14 protein-coding genes and 5 tRNA genes are annotated in these 16420 nt (G+C 69.8%); 9 read left to right on the top strand and 10 right to left on the bottom strand.

From position 1 onward, the window contains the following. Positions 1–18 precede the first annotated feature (18 nt). Complete coding sequence (gene ndgR, locus AMK21_RS29810) at positions 19–735, top strand: IclR family transcriptional regulator NdgR (RefSeq protein WP_003966003.1); 717 nt, start codon at positions 19–21, stop codon at positions 733–735. 180 nt (positions 736–915) lie between these two features. On the opposite strand, the gene AMK21_RS29805 is transcribed toward ndgR, so the two are convergent. The 9 genes from AMK21_RS29805 to AMK21_RS29765 all read right to left on the bottom strand — a co-directional run bounded on the left by AMK21_RS29805 (position 916) and on the right by AMK21_RS29765 (position 4868). Further along, positions 916–988, bottom strand: a tRNA-Glu gene (locus AMK21_RS29805). Positions 989–1008: 20 nt separating this feature from the next. Continuing rightward, a tRNA-Gln gene (locus tag AMK21_RS29800) sits at positions 1009–1080 on the bottom strand. A gap of 12 nt (positions 1081–1092) precedes the next feature. Further along, a tRNA-Glu gene (locus AMK21_RS29795) sits at positions 1093–1165 on the bottom strand. An 86-nt stretch (positions 1166–1251) separates the two neighbouring features. Then, positions 1252–1324: transfer RNA gene (locus tag AMK21_RS29790), tRNA-Glu, on the bottom strand. Positions 1325–1352: 28 nt separating this feature from the next. Then, positions 1353–1424: transfer RNA gene (locus AMK21_RS29785), tRNA-Gln, on the bottom strand. Between the two features lie 88 nt (positions 1425–1512). Then, on the bottom strand, positions 1513–2232 hold the full coding sequence (locus AMK21_RS29780; RefSeq protein ID WP_073882280.1) for an HAD family hydrolase: 720 nt from the start codon (positions 2230–2232) through the stop codon (positions 1513–1515). A gap of 100 nt (positions 2233–2332) precedes the next feature. Continuing rightward, positions 2333–3802 (bottom strand): glutamate--tRNA ligase, encoded by a 1470-nt coding sequence (gene gltX / locus AMK21_RS29775; protein WP_073882279.1) that lies wholly within the window; start codon positions 3800–3802, stop codon positions 2333–2335. Between the two features lie 7 nt (positions 3803–3809). Next, the gene (locus AMK21_RS29770) at positions 3810–4595 is read right to left on the bottom strand and encodes a fumarylacetoacetate hydrolase family protein (RefSeq protein WP_073882278.1); all 786 of its coding nucleotides are present in this window, start codon (positions 4593–4595) and stop codon (positions 3810–3812) included. 93 nt (positions 4596–4688) lie between these two features. Beyond that, positions 4689–4868 (bottom strand): hypothetical protein, encoded by a 180-nt coding sequence (locus tag AMK21_RS29765; RefSeq protein ID WP_073882277.1) that lies wholly within the window; start codon positions 4866–4868, stop codon positions 4689–4691. A gap of 578 nt (positions 4869–5446) precedes the next feature. On the opposite strand from AMK21_RS29765, the gene AMK21_RS29760 reads away from it, so the two are divergent. From AMK21_RS29760 to AMK21_RS29725, 8 genes are all read left to right on the top strand, one after another. Next, on the top strand, positions 5447–9181 hold the full coding sequence (locus AMK21_RS29760; RefSeq protein ID WP_073882276.1) for a nitrate- and nitrite sensing domain-containing protein: 3735 nt from the start codon (positions 5447–5449) through the stop codon (positions 9179–9181). 9 nt (positions 9182–9190) lie between these two features. Then, complete coding sequence (locus tag AMK21_RS29755; protein WP_006127850.1) at positions 9191–9604, top strand: roadblock/LC7 domain-containing protein; 414 nt, start codon at positions 9191–9193, stop codon at positions 9602–9604. A gap of 135 nt (positions 9605–9739) precedes the next feature. Further along, positions 9740–10147 carry a DUF742 domain-containing protein gene (locus AMK21_RS29750; RefSeq protein ID WP_015611637.1) on the top strand — a complete coding sequence of 136 codons (408 nt, stop codon included), beginning with the start codon at positions 9740–9742 and terminating at the stop codon, positions 10145–10147. Next, positions 10128–10709 carry a GTP-binding protein gene (locus AMK21_RS29745; RefSeq protein ID WP_015611636.1) on the top strand — a complete coding sequence of 194 codons (582 nt, stop codon included), beginning with the start codon at positions 10128–10130 and terminating at the stop codon, positions 10707–10709. The genes AMK21_RS29750 and AMK21_RS29745 overlap by 20 nt, the downstream gene beginning before the upstream one ends. A gap of 363 nt (positions 10710–11072) precedes the next feature. Next, positions 11073–14333: a nitrate- and nitrite sensing domain-containing protein gene (locus tag AMK21_RS29740; protein ID WP_073882275.1), complete on the top strand. Its 3261-nt coding sequence runs from the start codon at positions 11073–11075 to the stop codon at positions 14331–14333. Between the two features lie 10 nt (positions 14334–14343). Further along, positions 14344–14757, top strand: a complete 414-nt coding sequence (locus tag AMK21_RS29735; protein WP_073882396.1) for a roadblock/LC7 domain-containing protein — start codon at positions 14344–14346, stop codon at positions 14755–14757. 90 nt (positions 14758–14847) lie between these two features. After that, complete coding sequence (locus AMK21_RS29730; RefSeq protein ID WP_073882274.1) at positions 14848–15495, top strand: DUF742 domain-containing protein; 648 nt, start codon at positions 14848–14850, stop codon at positions 15493–15495. Beyond that, on the top strand, positions 15476–16057 hold the full coding sequence (locus tag AMK21_RS29725; RefSeq protein ID WP_014048542.1) for a GTP-binding protein: 582 nt from the start codon (positions 15476–15478) through the stop codon (positions 16055–16057). Before AMK21_RS29730 ends, AMK21_RS29725 begins: the two co-directional genes overlap by 20 nt. A 79-nt stretch (positions 16058–16136) precedes the next feature. On the opposite strand, the gene AMK21_RS29720 is transcribed toward AMK21_RS29725, so the two are convergent. Then, positions 16137–16340 carry an acyl-CoA carboxylase subunit epsilon gene (locus tag AMK21_RS29720; protein WP_073878894.1) on the bottom strand — a complete coding sequence of 68 codons (204 nt, stop codon included), beginning with the start codon at positions 16338–16340 and terminating at the stop codon, positions 16137–16139. Between the last annotated feature and the right edge of the window lie 80 nt (positions 16341–16420).

The following is a 16420-nucleotide window of genomic DNA, read 5'->3' as shown; positions in this document are numbered from 1 at the left end:
AGACGGGAGTATCGTCGTATGGACAACTCTAGCGGCGTCGGCGTTCTCGACAAGGCAGCTCTGGTACTGAGCGCCCTGGAGTCCGGTCCGGCCACCCTCGCCGGGCTGGTCGCGGCGACCGGGCTCGCACGGCCCACGGCCCATCGACTGGCCGTGGCACTGGAACACCACCGAATGGTGGCGAGGGATATGCAGGGCCGGTTCATTCTCGGCCCCCGGCTGTCGGAACTGGCGGCCGCGGCGGGCGAGGACCGCTTGCTGGCCACGGCCGGACCGGTACTCACCCACCTGCGCGACATCACCGGCGAGAGCGCCCAGCTCTACCGCCGGCAGGGCGACATGCGCATCTGTGTGGCGGCGGCGGAACGGCTGTCCGGACTCCGGGACACGGTGCCGGTCGGCTCCACGCTCACCATGAAGGCCGGCTCCTCGGCCCAGATCCTGATGGCCTGGGAGGAGCCGGAGCGCCTGCACCGCGGCCTCCAGGGCGCCCGGTTCACGGCGACGGCGCTCTCCGGCGTACGGCGGCGGGGCTGGGCCCAGTCGATCGGCGAGCGGGAGCCGGGCGTCGCCTCGGTCTCGGCCCCGGTGCGCGGCCCGTCGAACCGAGTGGTCGCCGCCGTCTCGGTCTCCGGGCCGATCGAGCGGCTGACCCGTCACCCGGGCCGGATGCACGCCCAGGCCGTCATCGACTCGGCAGCGCGGCTGAGCGAGGCCCTGCGCCGTACGGGCTGACCTCGCGCCCGTACGACTTCTCTCCCCTCTTCCGGAAGGCCGCCCCAGCGCCGTGGCGGCCCTTTTTCCTTCCCCTGCCAACAGCGTTGTGACGTAGGCGACTTGGCCCTGGGCGCCCTGGTCCGGGCAAGCGAAAAGGCCCTCCACCGAGGTGAAGGGCCTTCCCGTACCGCTCTGTTGTACCCCCGACCGGATTCGAACCGGCGCTACTGCCGTGAGAGGGCAGCGTGCTAGGCCGCTACACAACGGGGGCGTGGTTACTGCTGACTTGCGCTGGGCTACCAGGACTCGAACCTAGAATGACGGTACCAGAAACCGTAGTGTTGCCAATTACACCATAGCCCATGGTGTGACAAGTACCCCCGACCGGATTCGAACCGGCGCTACTGCCGTGAGAGGGCAGCGTGCTAGGCCGCTACACAACGGGGGCCCTAGCGATCCTCCACCCGGCGTCAGCCGGATATTGTCACCGCAAGAACGTGGGTGCGACCCAGGCGTTCTCGCGGGAAGGATCTGTACCCCCGACCGGATTCGAACCGGCGCTACTGCCGTGAGAGGGCAGCGTGCTAGGCCGCTACACAACGGGGGCTTGTCCTGCTGGTCTTGCTCGTACTGCGCTGGGCTACCAGGACTCGAACCTAGAATGACGGTACCAGAAACCGTAGTGTTGCCAATTACACCATAGCCCACTGAAATGCAACCCCTGGAGAGGGCTTCACTTCTGTCTGCGCTTCCCGGCCGGATCTTCCGTCCCGCTCGGGCGGCGCAGAAAGAACATTACCCGAAGGTGTCCGGCGCTCCAAAACGGGTTTGGCCAGCCAGCAGGCCGGGGAGCTGGTCCAGCCCGGTGATCGTCACGAGATCCGGCCTCCCGCCCCTCCCCCGCCGGTCCAGCCAGATCCCGGTCAGCCCGGCGGCGACGGCGCCCGAGGCGTCGATGTCCGGCTCGTCGCCCACGTACGCCACCTCGTGCGGGTCCAGCGCGAGCTCCTCGCACGCCGCGTGGAAGGCGCCGGCCTCCGGCTTGGAGACGCCCAGCTCCACGGCGCAGACCATCGCCTCGAACCGGTCACGGATGCCGAGCGCGGTGAGCTTGCGGTGTTGGTGGTCGGTGCTGGAGTTGGAGAGAATCGCGTGCCGGTAGTCGGGCACCAGCCGGTCGAGGACCGGGAGCACGTCCGGGAACAGCGTCCAGGCGGCCTCGTAGTGGGACAGATGCCCGGCGAACCAGGCGTCGGCCTCGGCGTCGTCCATCGCTCGCGAGAGGAACTCCCGCACCCGGTCCCGGCGCTGCCCGAGGAAGTCCGTCTCCCCGGCGGCGACGCGCGCCCAGTGCCGGACGGTGATCGCCTTCCAGGCGTCGAGGGCCACGTCGACCGACGCGTACGCCGCGGGCAGGCCCTCGCCCTCCAGATGGAGCCGCATCCCGGTGCGGTCGGCGCCCGCGTAGTCGAAGATCGTGTCGTCGATGTCCCAGAGCACGGCGCGGATCGGCATGTACGCCACGGTAGCGGCCCACGGGCGCCCGCGTGGGGGCAAAAGCCGAGGAGGGTCGCAGCCGGTCGGCTGCGACCCTCCTCGGGGGTTCCTCGCGCGCTTACGCGGCCAGCTTGGCCAGTGCCGCGTCGATGCGGGCCAGGCTCTTCTCTCGGCCCAGGATCTCCAGGGACTCGAAGAGCGGCAGGCCGATGGTGCGGCCGGTCACGGCGACCCGGACCGGAGCCTGGGCCTTGCCGAGCTTGAGGCCGTGCGCCTCGCCGGCGGTCAGGACCGCGTTCTTCAGCGACTCCGGGTCGCTGAAGTCCGCCGCCTCCAGGTTGGCGCGGGCCGTGGCCAGGAGGGCGGCCGGGTCGCCCTTCATCGCCTTGGTCCAGGACGCCTCGTCCTCCACCGGCTCATCCAGGAAGAGGAAGTCGACGTTGTCGGTGATGTCGGAGAGCACCGTGACCCGGGTCTGGGCGTACGGGGCGATCCGCGTCCACTTCTCCGCGTCGAAGGCCTCCGGGGCCCAGGGCGCGAACGGGGCCTTCAGCCAGGGGGCGCAGGCCTCGGTGAAGGCCTTCACGTCGAGCATGCGGATGTGCTCGGCGTTGATGTGCTCGCACTTCTTGAGGTCGAAGCGGGCCGGGTTGGCGTTGACGTCCTTGATGTCGAACGCCGCGATCAGCTCGTCCACCGAGAAGATGTCGCGGTCCTCGGCGATCGACCAGCCGAGCAGCGACAGGTAGTTCAGCAGCCCCTCGGGGAGGAAGCCGCGCTCCCGGTAGAGGTTGAGGGAGGCCTGCGGGTCGCGCTTGGAGAGCTTCTTGTTGCCCTCGCCCATGACGTATGGGAGGTGGCCGAAGGCGGGGGTCTCCTTGGCGATGCCCAGCTCGATGAGCGCCCGGTACAGGGCGATCTGGCGCGGGGTGGAGGAGAGCAGGTCCTCGCCGCGCAGCACGTGGGTGATCTCCATCAGCGCGTCGTCGACCGGGTTGACCAGCGTGTAGAGCGGGGCCCCGTTGGCGCGGACGATGCCGTAGTCCGGGACGTTCTCCGGCTGGACGGTGATGTCGCCGCGGACCAGGTCGGTGAAGGTGATGGCCTCGTCGGGCATCCGGAAGCGGACGATCGAGCTGCGGCCCTCGGCCTCGTACGCGGCCTTCCGCTCGGCCGTGAGGTCGCGGCAGTGGCCGTCGTAGCCGGACGGCTTGCCTGCGGCGCGGGCGGCGTCGCGGCGGGTGTCCAGCTCCTCGGTGGTGCAGTAGCAGGCGTACGCGTACCCGGCGGCGAGCAGCTTCTCGGCGACGTCCTTGTACAGGTCCATCCGCTGCGACTGGCGGTACGGCGCGTGCGGGCCGCCGATCTCCGGGCCCTCGTCCCAGTCCAGGCCCAGCCAGCGCATCGAGTCGAGCAGCTGCTGGTAGGACTCCTCGGAGTCGCGCGCGGCGTCGGTGTCCTCGATCCGGAAGACCAGGGTGCCCTGGTGGTGCCGGGCGAAGGCCCAGTTGAACAGGGCCGTGCGGACCAGGCCCACGTGGGGGTTGCCGGTCGGGGAGGGACAGAAACGGACGCGGACAGGTGCCACTGGTGCGTTAACCACGCTTGATCACCTTGTTGGTGAGAGTGCCGATGCCTTCGATGGTGACGGCGACCTCGTCGCCGACGTGCAGGGGACCGACCCCTGCGGGGGTGCCCGTGAGGATGACGTCGCCCGGGAGGAGGGTCATGGCCTCCGTGATGTGGACGATCAGGTCCTCGATGGAGCGGACCATGTCGCTCGTGCGGCCGAGCTGCCGCTGCTCGCCGTTGACCGTCGCCTGGATGGTGAGGTCGTGGGGGTCCAGGTCGGTCTCCACCCAGGGGCCCAGCGGGCAGGAGGTGTCGAAGCCCTTGGCACGGGCCCACTGCTTCTCGCGCTGCTGCACGTCGCGGGCGGTGACGTCGTTGGCGCAGGTGTAGCCGAGAACGACGTCCTTGACGCGCTCGCGGGGGACCTCGCGGCACATGCGGCCGATGACCACGGCCAGCTCGGCCTCGTGGTGGAGGTCGTCGGAGAAGGAGGGGTACTCGATCGCGTCGCCGGAGCCGATCACCGAGGTGGTGGGCTTGAAGAAGGTGATCGGCGCGTCGGGGACCTCGTGGCCGAGCTCGGCGGCGTGCTCCGCGTAATTGCGGCCGATGGCCACGACCTTGTTGGGAAGCACGGGGGGCAGCAGCCGGACCTTGTTCAGCGGGACCTTGGTGCCCGAGAGCTCGAAGTCGGCGTACGGGATGCCCTTGATGATGTCGAGGACGAGGTCACCGGATTCCACGGTGCCCTGTCCCTCGACGGCGCCGAAGGCGACGTTGCCGTCGATGGAGAACCTGGCGATGCGCACGGGATGCTGTCGCCCCTCACTTGCTGGCTGGCTGAAGACTGACGCTCCAGGCTAACGCGGTGAGGGGGCACAGCCTCGCCCGTTACAGGGCCGCTACCGGGCGGCGGCGACCGGCGCTTCCATGAGGATGGTGCGGCGCGGGTTGGCCGTGACGGTGGGCAGTTCGGCGGCGTGGTCCGGCAGGAAGGGCGTCTGCAGCGCTTCGGCGTCCTTGAGGTGCGCCAGCGTGGTGCGCCGGGGGTTGGCAATGTTGCGGATCGTCGTCGTCTTCATCTGCCGTCAGGACCCTGTCGGTAGGGGCGTCGCCTCGGCGGCGCCTGCTTGTCGGATTCGCCATCCCTGTAAAGCGTCAGGCTAAACATCCGATTCCCCGCCGGAGCCGGGATGGGGCGACGATCATCATGTGAGTTTGCTCACGAAGTAATCGACAATTAACCCATTGCGGACAGGAGGCCAGGGTCCCGAAAACGGACATTACCTCTCTGAATCGATCATTCCGCTCCTGATCATCTCGACTGGGACACCCCCCACCCCTAAGCGACTCATCCCCGATAGTCCGTTTTACCCACGAACACTCTGCACTGCTTGTTACGCGTTCATCACAACGTGTCACTCAGGTCACAGCCCGGTACATGGCCCTTGTTGGAGATCCTGCACTGTGCTGGAATTCCACGCACCGCCGCGGGTTTCAGACCGGCGCACCGGGGCGCAACGCAGCGCCGAGCGGCGGCGGGAGGGGGAAGTACGCCGGTCACCCAACGACCACCATGGGGCGCGTCCAGCGCCCCACGACGCCGACACCGTTCTGTCCTTATCCGGACGGAACGCCTGGTCCAGAGGTTGCGACGCTAGTGCAGGGACGTTTCAAGAGGGATGGCAGCGCTCCGGCGGAACAGGAGCCGCGCGGCGGGACCGACCGCGGTTCCTCGCCCCAGCACGCCCAGAACCCCGGGCCGGCCGCTGCCGGCGACAACAGCGACCGTGCGCAGCGCTCGGGCTCCACGACGAGCAGTGGAGCCGAGCCGAGCACGCCTCCCGCCTCCCGCGGCCCGGTCGACACGGGGTCGCGAATAGCGCTCCGTAACTGGCGCATCAGTACGCGACTGGTCTCCCTCCTCGCCCTCCCCGTGGTCGCAGCGACCAGCCTGGGCGGTCTGAGGATCAACGAGTCCATGACCGACATGCAGCAGCTGGAGCACATGCAGCTGCTGACCCAGATGACCAAGCAGGCGACCTCGCTCGCGCAGGCCCTCCAGGTGGAGCGCGACCAGTCCGCCGGTCCGCTCTCCAACGGCTCCAAGGCGACCGACTACAAGGTCTCCCAGCCCCGGGAGAAGACCGACCGGGCCAAGGACGCGTTCCTGGACGCGACCAACGAGATCGGCGACTTCGAGAACGACGACGCGCTGGAGAGCATCCACGCGAGCGTCGCCCAGATCGCCTCGCAGCTCGGTGACATCCGGTCGATCCGCAAGTCGGCGTACGAGGACGGGGCGCCGTCCCTCAACACGATCGACCAGTACAGCCAGCTGATCACCTCGCTGCTCAGCCTGTCCCAGGACATGGCCCAGGCGACCAGCAACCCGGACATGATCAAGCGGACCCGTGCTCTGGCGGCGTTCTCCTCCGCCAAGGAGTACGCGTCGATCCAGCGCGCGGTCATCGCGGCGGCGCTGCCCGGCGGCTCGGTCAAGGAACCGCACCTCAACGAGAACGACAAGCAGTTCGGCTCCAACGCCCTCGACAAGGAAACCCGCGCGATCAGCTCGTTCAAGTCGATCTACGGGTCGACCGGCGAGAGCGCGGTGGACCTGATGGCTCCGCTGGACAACGGCAACAACCCCGAGATCAACGCGGCGAACATGTACGCCAAGCACATCCTCGACACCCCGAACGGGATCGACGGGGCGAAGGTGCGCTCGTACATGGACTGGTACGACCAGTCGTCCACCAAGATCGACGCGATGAAGACGATCGAGACCACCCTCCTCAGCGACATGGAGGCCAAGGCGCGCGAGCTGCGCGAGGCCTCCCAGCGCGAGGCCATCATCAACGGTGCGGTCATCCTCCTCGTCCTCGGTGTCTCGCTGGTCGGCGCCTTCGTGGTGGCCCGGTCCATGATCCGCTCGCTGCGGCGCCTCCAGGACACCGCCACCCGCGTCGCCCAGGACCGCCTGCCCGAGCTCGTCAAGCAGCTCTCCGAGACCGACCCGCAGGACGTCGACACCTCCGTCGAGTCGGTCGGTGTGCACTCCCGGGACGAGATCGGCCAGGTGGCCGCGGCCTTCGACGACGTGCACCGCGAGGCCGTCCGCCTCGCCGCCGAGCAGGCCCTCCTGCGAGGCAACGTCAACGCGATGTTCACCAACCTCTCGCGGCGTTCGCAGGGCCTCATCCAGCGCCAGCTCTCGCTCATCTCCGAGCTGGAGTCGCGCGAGGCCGACCCGGACCAGCTCTCCTCCCTCTTCAAGCTCGACCACCTCGCGACCCGTATGCGCCGTAACGGCGAGAACCTCCTCGTCCTCGCGGGTGAGGAGCCGGGACGCCGGTGGACCCGACCCGTCCCGCTGGTCGACGTGCTCCGTGCCGCCGCCTCCGAGGTGGAGCAGTACGAGCGCATCGAGCTCTCCGCGGTGCCCGCGACCGAGGTCGCGGGCCGGGTCGTCAACGACCTCGTGCACCTCCTCGCCGAGCTGCTGGAGAACGCCACGTCGTTCTCCTCGCCGCAGACGAAGGTCCGCGTCACCGGTCACGCCCTGCCCGACGGCCGCGTGCTCGTCGAGATCCACGACACCGGTATCGGCCTCTCCCCCGAGGACCTCGCCGCGATCAACGAGCGGCTCGCGCAGCCGCCCACCGTGGACGTCTCGGTCTCCCGCCGCATGGGTCTGTTCGTGGTCGGCCGGCTGTCGCTGCGTCACGGCATCCGTATCCAGCTGCGCCCCTCCGACTCCGGTGGCACGACCGCCCTGGTCATGCTGCCCGTCGATGTCGCCCACGGCGGCAAGCAGCCCCCGTCCAAGCAGGGCTCCGGCCAGCAGACCGGCGGCGCCCCCGGCGGCCTGCTCGCGGGCGGCAACGGCAACGGCGCGGGTAACGGCCAGCGTCCGGGGCTCGGCGGCGGTCCTGGCGGACCGGGCGCCAAGAGCCTCGGCTCAGGACCCGGCGGCCAGCGCGGCCAGGTCGGTGCGGGCTCCGGTCCGCGCGCCGCCCTCCCCGCACGGGACAACGGTCCCGGCCGCCCGCAGGGCCAGCAGAACAACGGGCCCCAGGGCAACGGCCCGCAGAACCCCGGCAACCCGAACCAGCCCTTCCCGGGCCAGGAGCCGCAGCGCCAAGGCGGTGGCGGCCTCTCCGGAGCCTTCGGCAACGGCGCCCGGCCCGGCGCGCGCGGTCAGGGCGATGCTCCCAGCCGTACGGAGCAGGGCCAGCCCAACCTGTTCGGTCACGGCGCTCCGGCCTCCCCCGGCCAGAACGGCCGCTCGAACGCGTTCGCCCCGCAGAACCAGCAGGGCCCGGGCCAGCCCGGTCAGCAGCAGGCCCCGGGGGCGCCGCAGCCCCAGCAGGCCCGGCATGAGCAGCACACCTCCGGCCAGGGCGGCTTCCAGCAGCCCGGCGGCCCCGGCCGTCAGCTGCCGCCGACCGGCGGTCCCCGGGCCGAGCTGCCCGGCGGCAACCCGCAGCAGGGTCCTCAGGCGGCGGGCTGGGGCGCCGACGCCCCGCGCGGCCACGAGGAGCACGACGCGACCGGGCAGTTCGCACGGCCGACGGGCCCCGGCCAGGACCAGGCGTTCAACGCCCCGCTGAACCAGCGGCCGGCCGACAGCCACCAGGACCCGGGCGCGACCTCCCAGTTCGCCCGGCCGGACTTCGACGCGCCTCACGGCCAGGGCTACGGCCAGCAGGCCCAGGACCCGGCGTCCACCGCGCAGTTCGCGCGGCCGGACTTCAACGCGCCGCACCAGCAGAACCATGGCCAGCAGCTGCCCGCGCCGCGTCAGCGCGGCCCGGAGGGCAACGGCTTCGGCGCCCCGCGTCCGTCGGCGTCCCCGGCGGGCGAGGCACCGTACCGTCCGGCGCTCCCCCAGCAGCCGGAGGCCCTGCCGCCGGCCGGTCCCGGGGACGGCCGTACGCCGCTGTACGACACCCTGGAGACCAACTGGTTCCACGGTCCTGGCCAGGGCGGCCAGCAGGGCGCCGAGCCGCAGGCACCGGCCGCTCCGGAGCCGACCGGTGTGCCCGTTCCGCCCATGCCCCGGCGTGGTGCGGCCGAGGCTCCGGTCACCAGCTCGTGGCGCGCCTCGCCCAACGACGAACTCGTACGACAGGCCGAGCGGGTCAAGAAGCCGGCCGCCGGCGGGGTCACCACTTCCGGGCTGCCCCGCCGTGTTCCCCGCGCCAATTTGGTTCCGGGGACCGCTCAGCAGCAGAATCACCAGTCCGGACCTCAGGTTTCGCGTGCGCCCGATGACGTACGCGGTCGTCTGACCAATCTCCGCCGGGGCATCCAGCAGGGACGGCAGGCCAACAACGGCCCGTCGACCGGCAGTATCCATCTCGGCCCCACTCACCAGCAGGAGCGTTAGTTGAGCCCCATGAGTCAGGCCGCGCAGAATCTGAACTGGCTGATCACCAACTTCGTGGACAACACCCCAGGGGTGTCCCACACGGTGGTGGTCTCCGCGGATGGCCTGCTGCTGGCGATGTCCGAAGGTTTCCCGCGCGACCGCGCCGATCAGCTGGCGGCCGTGGCCTCCGGGCTGACGTCGCTGACGGCGGGCGCCTCGCGGATCTTCGAGGGCGGCGCCGTCAGCCAGACCGTTGTGGAGATGGAGCGAGGATTCCTCTTCCTCATGTCCATCTCCGACGGGTCCTCACTCGCCGTTCTCGCCCACCCGGACGCCGACATCGGTCTGGTCGGTTACGAGATGGCCCTCCTGGTCGACCGTGCGGGCACCGTCCTCACGCCCGACCTCCGCGCCGAGCTCCAGGGCAGTCTGCTCCATTAGGCGGCCGTGCTGCGGATTCACGACACGATCCCCTCAGGTAATGCCCACAACCCTCACCCGCCAGGCCGCCTTAGTCCCCTCACCGGCCCCTTGCAGACGGCAAGCCGAGAACCTGCTGTCACGCCCGGAGGATTCATGACCCCGCCACCCGCCTCACCCGATCCGTACGGCGCACTGCACCACGCGTCGTACGACGAGGGAGGCGACCAGCCGCTGGTTCGTCCTTACGCCATGACCGGCGGCCGGACCCGGCCGCGTTACCAGCTCGCGATAGAGGCACTGGTCAGCACCACCGCGGACCCGGCGCATCTGGGGACGCTGCTCCCCGAACACCAGCGGATCTGCCACCTCTGCCGCGAGGTCAAGTCGGTGGCCGAGGTCTCCGCGCTGCTGTCGATGCCTCTCGGCGTCGCCCGCATCCTTGTGGCGGACCTGGCGGAAGCCGGCATGGTGGCCATCCACCAGCCGGGCAATGGAGAGGCCGGCGGCGCGCCGGATGTGACACTGCTCGAAAGGGTGCTCAGTGGACTTCGCAAGCTCTAGCGGCGGTACGGCCCGCGCCACTACCTCCGCGAAGATCGTGGTGGCGGGCGGTTTCGGCGTGGGTAAGACCACGTTCGTCGGTGCCGTCTCGGAGATCAACCCGCTGCGCACCGAGGCCGTGATGACGTCCGCGTCCGCGGGCATCGACGACCTGACCCACACCGGGGACAAGACCACCACGACGGTGGCCATGGACTTCGGCCGCATCACGCTCGACCAGGACCTGATCCTGTACCTGTTCGGTACGCCGGGCCAGGACCGCTTCTGGTTCATGTGGGACGACCTGGTCCGCGGCGCCATCGGCGCCGTCGTCCTCGTCGACACCCGCCGCCTCGCCGACTGCTTCCCCGCCGTCGACTACTTCGAGAACAGCGGCCTGCCCTTCGTCATCGCCCTCAACGGCTTCGACGGACACCAGCCCTACACCCCCGACGAGGTACGCGAAGCGCTCCAGATCGGGCCGGACGCACCCATCATCACGACGGACGCACGGCACCGTGCGGATGCCAAGAGCGGCCTGATCACCCTGGTCGAGCACGCGCTGATGGCACGTTTGAAGTAGTCCCGCCAAGCGGGCGTAAGTCGTTTTTGCCATACGGAAGTTGTTGTAGTCACGCGGGGGCGGCCTGTGTCGTTTGACACGATCCGCCCCCGCCTTCATAACGTTTCGACAGAGAATTGCCCCCGCGCCACCACCCGACGCATCCACATGGTGCCACTGCGCTCACATGAGCCCCGCCTTTTGACGGGGCTCGCTCTTTATGCCCGTTTTATCTGAGGCGTGGACCACTCGGAATGATCGATTCCGAGTGTTTGGAAGGGGGCCCGTACCCGTGCTGCAATTCGTCGAACTCCCGAGTAGTCACGGCCCTGAACGAATAATCCGGCACAACGTAGGTGCCGACGCCGAGAGGTTGTTGGTCGAGTGAGGCGAAGCAACGAGGGCTCCGCGGTGCAGCCCGAGCGGGGCAACTTCACCCCGCCGTCGCACGCTGCGGCGCCCCCTGCACAGGCGCCCGAGCCGGATCCGGCCGGTGGCAGCACCAGCCGGTTCGCCCCGCGCAACTGGCGGGTGGCCACCCGGCTGAACGCGATCCTCCTGATCCCGGTCATCATCGGCCTGATCATGGGCGGCTTCCAGGTGAAGGGGTCCATCGACACCTGGAGCGAGGCCCAGGAGGCCGAGAAGATCGCGCGCGTCGTCCGCGCGGCCTCGGACTACGGGCAGGCGCTGCTCAACGAGCGCGACCTGACCGCCCAGCCGCTGCTCTCCGGCGACCGGGAGGCCGACATCGTCGAGCAGACCCGGGCCACCACGGACGAGGCGCGTGCGGCCTTCGACGCCGCGGTGAAGGAGATGCCCGCCAAGCCGGGTCTGGAGCGCCGCCTGAAGCTCTTCAAGGTCGAGGAGCCCAAGCTCCCCGAGCTCCGCAAGGCCGCCTATTCACAGGCGCTCGACCCGGTGAAGACCGAAGAGGGCTACACACAGGTCCAGCACTCGCTGATGCAGTTCGCCAACGAGCTCGGCCTCGGTACCGGCAACGTCACCAGCTACGGCCGTACCGTCTACGCGATCGAGCTGTCCAAGGCTGCAGAATCGCTTCAGCGCTCGATCGGCATGCACCTGCTGGTGCGCCCGAGCAAGAAGCCCGCCGTCTACAACGACCAGGTCAAGGCCTTCGGCTCGTACAACTACCTGGAGCAGATCGCCCTCGCCGAGTTCAACGCCGGTGGCACCCAGGCCGACGTGGACCGCCTCAAGCAGGTCATGGCGGGCAAGGCCGCCGAGGGCGCCAGGCAGCTCAAGGCCGCCCGCGAGCAGGCCGATGCCGCCGGCCAGCCCTTCGTGGCGCCGCCGAGCATCGACGGTTCGGTCTTCGACGGCATGGTGCAGGAGATCGGCCGGGGCCAGGAGCCCGAGGACCTGGCGAAGAAGGGCATCACACCCGAGACCTGGATGGCCGCCGCCACCGCCAAGTTCGAGGGGTACGCGACGGTCGAGAAGGAACTCGTCGACAAGGCGGTGAACGAGGCAGCGAAGATCTCCTCCGACGCCAAGTCCGACGCCATCGTCAACGGGCTCATCGTCGTCATCGCGCTCCTGGCCGCCTTCCTCCTGGCCGGGCTCATGGCCCGCCAGATGAGCCGCGCGATGCGCCAGCTGCGTACCGCCGCCTTCTCCATCGCCGAGCAGCGGCTGCCCTCCCTCGTCGACCAGCTCTCCCGCACCGACCCGGGACGGGTCGACACCCGGGTGCAGCCCATCCCGATCACCACGCAGGACGAGATCGGCGAGGTCGCCCGCGCCTTCGACCAGGTGCACCGCGAGGCCGTCCGGCTCGCCGCCGAGCAGGCCATGCTGCGGGGCAACGTCAACGCGATCTTCACCAACCTCTCGCGCCGCAACCAGTCGCTCATCGAGGGCCAGTTGACCCTCATCACCGACCTGGAGAACAACGAGGCGGACCCGGACCAGCTGGAGAGCCTCTTCAAGCTGGACCACCTGGCCACCCGTATGCGGCGCAACGGCGAGAACCTGCTCGTCCTCTCCGGCGAGGAGCCCGGCCGCCGCTGGGACCAGCCGGTGCCGCTGGTCGACGTCCTGCGGGCCGCCTCCTCCGAGGTGGAGTCCTACGAGCGCATCGAGCTGTCCGGCGTCCCCGAGGCCGAGATCCACGGCCGGGCCGTCACCGACCTCGTGCACCTGCTGGCCGAGCTGCTGGAGAACGCCACCACGTTCTCCTCGCCGCAGACCAAGGTCAAGGTCACCGCGACCCGGCTGCCCGACGGCCGGGTGATGGTCGAGATCCACGACAAGGGCATCGGCCTCACCGCCGAGGACTTCGCCGACATCAACCACAAGCTGGCCAACCCGCCGACGGTGGACGCCGCGGTCTCCCAGCGCATGGGCCTGTTCGTGGTCGGCCGGCTCGCCGACCGGCACGGCATCCGGGTCCAGCTGCGCCCCTCGGGCGAGCAGGCCGGGACGACGTCGCTGGTCATGCTCCCGGACGCCATCACCCACGGTGGCGGCGGCGAATCCCTGCACGGACAGGACGACTTCACCGTCTCCTCGATCATCCCCGAGCAGCGAGACGCCTTCGAGCCGGCCCCGCAGCACGGCCAGATGCGTACGGCGGCGGAGCTCGGCTTCGACGACTCGCGCTACGAGGTCCCGGCGGACCCGGGCCAGCTGGACCCGGTCAACCGTTCGCTGATGCGCGAGGAGCGCCGGGCGGCGCTGGAGGCCCAGACCGGCCCCGGCGGCTCGTTCCCGGACAGCTCCCAGGAGCAGCAGGGCTACGCCCAGGAGGGCTACGCCCAGGACCAGTACGCCGGGCAGGACCCGTACAGCGGTCAGCAGCAGTACGCGCAGGAGCCCTACGGCCAGGACCAGTACGCCCAGGACCCCGCCCAGCAGCCGCAGCAGGACCCGTACGCCGGCTCCTACGAGCAGCAGGGTTACGGCACCGAGGACGGCTACCCGCGGCAGCAGGAGCAGAACGGGCCTCAGGCGCAGCCTCAGCCGGGCTATGCGGAACCGGCATATGCCGCTCCGGAGAACCCGCAGGACCCGTACGCCGCCGACCGGTACGCTGCCCCGACAGGCCAGTCCCACCAGGACGACTGGCCTGTTCAGAGCGGTTCGCAGAACACTTTCGAGCCGGTTCGGCAGGCTGAAGCGGAATCTGTTCCGAGCGTTCCCGCACCGTCGCAGGAGCGCGTAGGCTTCGAACGTCCGGGGTCCACCCCGAGCGTCGGCCACGAGCTGACCGAAGCCGGTCTGCCTCGCCGCGGGGGTGCGCAGCACTGGCAGCCGAGCAGTCGTGGCAACGACCAGCCCGCTCCGGCTCCGCAGCGGCAGCCGCAGCAGGAAGAACGGCAGGCCCCGCAGACGGACGGGGGCGGCACCGACGACTGGCGCTCGACGAATGACGAGCGCTGGGAGCGGGCCGAGAAGCTCCGTGAGCCTAAGGCGGGCGGAATCACCCCCTCCGGCCTCCCCCGGCGCGTGCCCAAGGCCAACCTGGTCGAAGGCACGGCGGAGCAGACCCAGCAGGGCGGCCCACAGGTCTCCCGCGCCCCCGAGGACGTCCGCGGCAGGTTGAGCAAGCTGCGGCGCGGTGTCCAGCGGGGACGCGACGCGGGGTCGGACACCAGTACCACCTACAACCAGGAGCGTTAGTGTGAGCCCGATGAGCCAGGCGGCGCAGAATCTCAACTGGTTGATCACCAACTTCGTGGACAACACCCCCGGGGTGTCGCACACGGTGGTGGTCTCCGCCGACGGACTCCTGCTGGCCATGTCCGAAGGATTCCCGCGCGACCGCGCCGACCAGCTGTCGGCCGTCGCCTCCGGTCTGACGTCGCTGACCGCGGGCGCCTCGCGGATCTTCGAGGGCGGGGCGGTGAACCAGACCGTGGTGGAGATGGAGCGGGGATTCCTCTTCATCATGTCCATCTCGGACGGTTCGTCACTCGCCGTTCTCGCCCACCCGGATGCCGATATCGGTCTGGTCGGGTACGAAATGGCACTTCTGGTCGACCGCGCGGGCAGTGTTCTGACCCCGGATCTCCGCGCCGAACTTCAGGGAAGTCTTCTTAACTAGTAGACAGACAGTGCGTTTCTCGCCACCGCGCCATAAGGTGCGGTGGCGCGGCCCCACTGGGATCGGCGACCGGCAGTCGGAGGAGGAAACGTGGCAGCACCCACAGGCGGACACCCCTACGAGGGTGAACAGAGGGTTCCGGGTGAGCACGGTGACAACCGTTTCGGCTTCCCCGCCGCATCCGGGGGCCAGGGCCCCGGCAACTCTTATCAGCCATACCAGCAGCCGCAGCAGCCACAGGGCGCCCACGGTGCGCAGGGGTCCGAGTGGCCCCAGCAGCAGCCGGGTTCGCCGTGGCCGCAGCAGCAGCCCCAGCAGCGGTACGACGCGCCGCAGCAGCAGCGTATCCAGCCGGTGCAGCAGCGGCGGGCCCCTGAGCCCGCCAAGCCCGCGGCGCACAATCCGCTGGTCCGTCCGTACGCCATGACCGGCGGCCGGACCCGGCCGCGTTACCAGCTCGCCATCGAGGCACTGGTCAGTACCACGGCCGATCCGGCCCGGCTGCAAGGGCAGTTGCCCGAGCACCAGCGGATCTGCCGGCTCTGCATCGAGATCAAGTCGGTCGCCGAGGTTTCGGCCCTTCTCTCGATCCCCCTCGGCGTTGCCCGGATCCTCGTCGCCGACCTGGCAGAGGCCGGACTCGTCGCTATCCATCAGCCCGGCGGCGACGAGGCCGCCGGCGGCCAGCCAGATGTGACACTGCTCGAAAGGGTGCTCAGTGGACTTCGCAAGCTCTAGCGGCGGAGCGGCCCGCTCCACTACCTCGGCGAAGATCGTGGTGGCAGGGGGCTTCGGCGTGGGTAAGACCACGTTTGTCGGTGCCGTCTCGGAGATCAACCCGCTGCGCACCGAAGCCGTGATGACGTCCGCGTCCGCGGGCATCGACGATCTGACCCACACCGGGGACAAGACCACCACGACGGTGGCCATGGACTTCGGCCGCATCACCCTGGACCAGGACCTGATCCTGTACCTGTTCGGTACGCCGGGCCAGGACCGCTTCTGGTTCATGTGGGACGACCTGGTCCGCGGCGCCATCGGCGCCGTCGTCCTCGTCGACACCCGCCGCCTCGCCGACTGCTTCCCCGCCGTCGACTACTTCGAGAACAGCGGCCTGCCCTTCGTCATCGCCCTCAACGGCTTCGACGGACACCAGCCCTACACCCCCGACGAGGTACGCGAAGCGCTCCAGATCGGGCCGGACACCCCGATCCTGACGACGGACGCCCGCCACCGCGCCGACGCCAAGAGCGCGCTCATCACCCTGGTCGAGCACGCCCTGATGGCCCGCCTGCGCTAGGACCCCCCGCCCGTACGGAAAGGGCCCCGCACTCCTTGAGGAGTGCGGGGCCCTTCTCGTAACGCCTTACGGGAGGTTCTCAGCCCTGCCAGCTGTGCGGTGCGCGGAAGCCCGGCGTGCGCTCCAGGCGGCGCCAGCGGGCCGTGTCGCGGCCGCGGTGGGCGGGGGCGGACGGCTGGGCGGCGGCGCGGGCCATCAGGACGGCGGTGATGGCCGCGAGTTCCTCGGGGCCGGCGTGGCCTTTCTCGACGCGCAGGACGGACTCGGCGGAAGTCAGGCTCATGGCGGGGTGTCTCCGTCTTCTCGGCAGGGTGTCGTGGACCGTGCGGCGGATCGCGCCGCTGCCCAGGTGCGACTACTGCG

The organism is Streptomyces sp. CB00316 (genome assembly GCF_001905595.1).
GTDB lineage: Bacteria > Actinomycetota > Actinomycetes > Streptomycetales > Streptomycetaceae > Streptomyces.
This window is presented reverse-complemented; position numbering and strand designations above follow the sequence as displayed.

Excerpts from the sequence above, each read along its gene's own strand:
- AMK21_RS29780 (WP_073882280.1), bottom strand. The coding sequence starts at position 2,232 with ATGCCGATCCGCGCCGTGCTCTGGGACATCGACGACACGATCTTCGAC.
- AMK21_RS29765 (WP_073882277.1), bottom strand. The coding sequence starts at position 4,868 with ATGAAGACGACGACGATCCGCAACATTGCCAACCCCCGGCGCACCACG.
- AMK21_RS29735 (WP_073882396.1), top strand. The coding sequence starts at position 14,344 with ATGAGCCAGGCGGCGCAGAATCTCAACTGGTTGATCACCAACTTCGTG.
- AMK21_RS29750 (WP_015611637.1), top strand. The coding sequence starts at position 9,740 with ATGACCCCGCCACCCGCCTCACCCGATCCGTACGGCGCACTGCACCAC.
- AMK21_RS29720 (WP_073878894.1), bottom strand. The coding sequence starts at position 16,340 with ATGAGCCTGACTTCCGCCGAGTCCGTCCTGCGCGTCGAGAAAGGCCAC.
- ndgR (WP_003966003.1), top strand. The coding sequence starts at position 19 with ATGGACAACTCTAGCGGCGTCGGCGTTCTCGACAAGGCAGCTCTGGTA.
- AMK21_RS29755 (WP_006127850.1), top strand. The coding sequence starts at position 9,191 with ATGAGTCAGGCCGCGCAGAATCTGAACTGGCTGATCACCAACTTCGTG.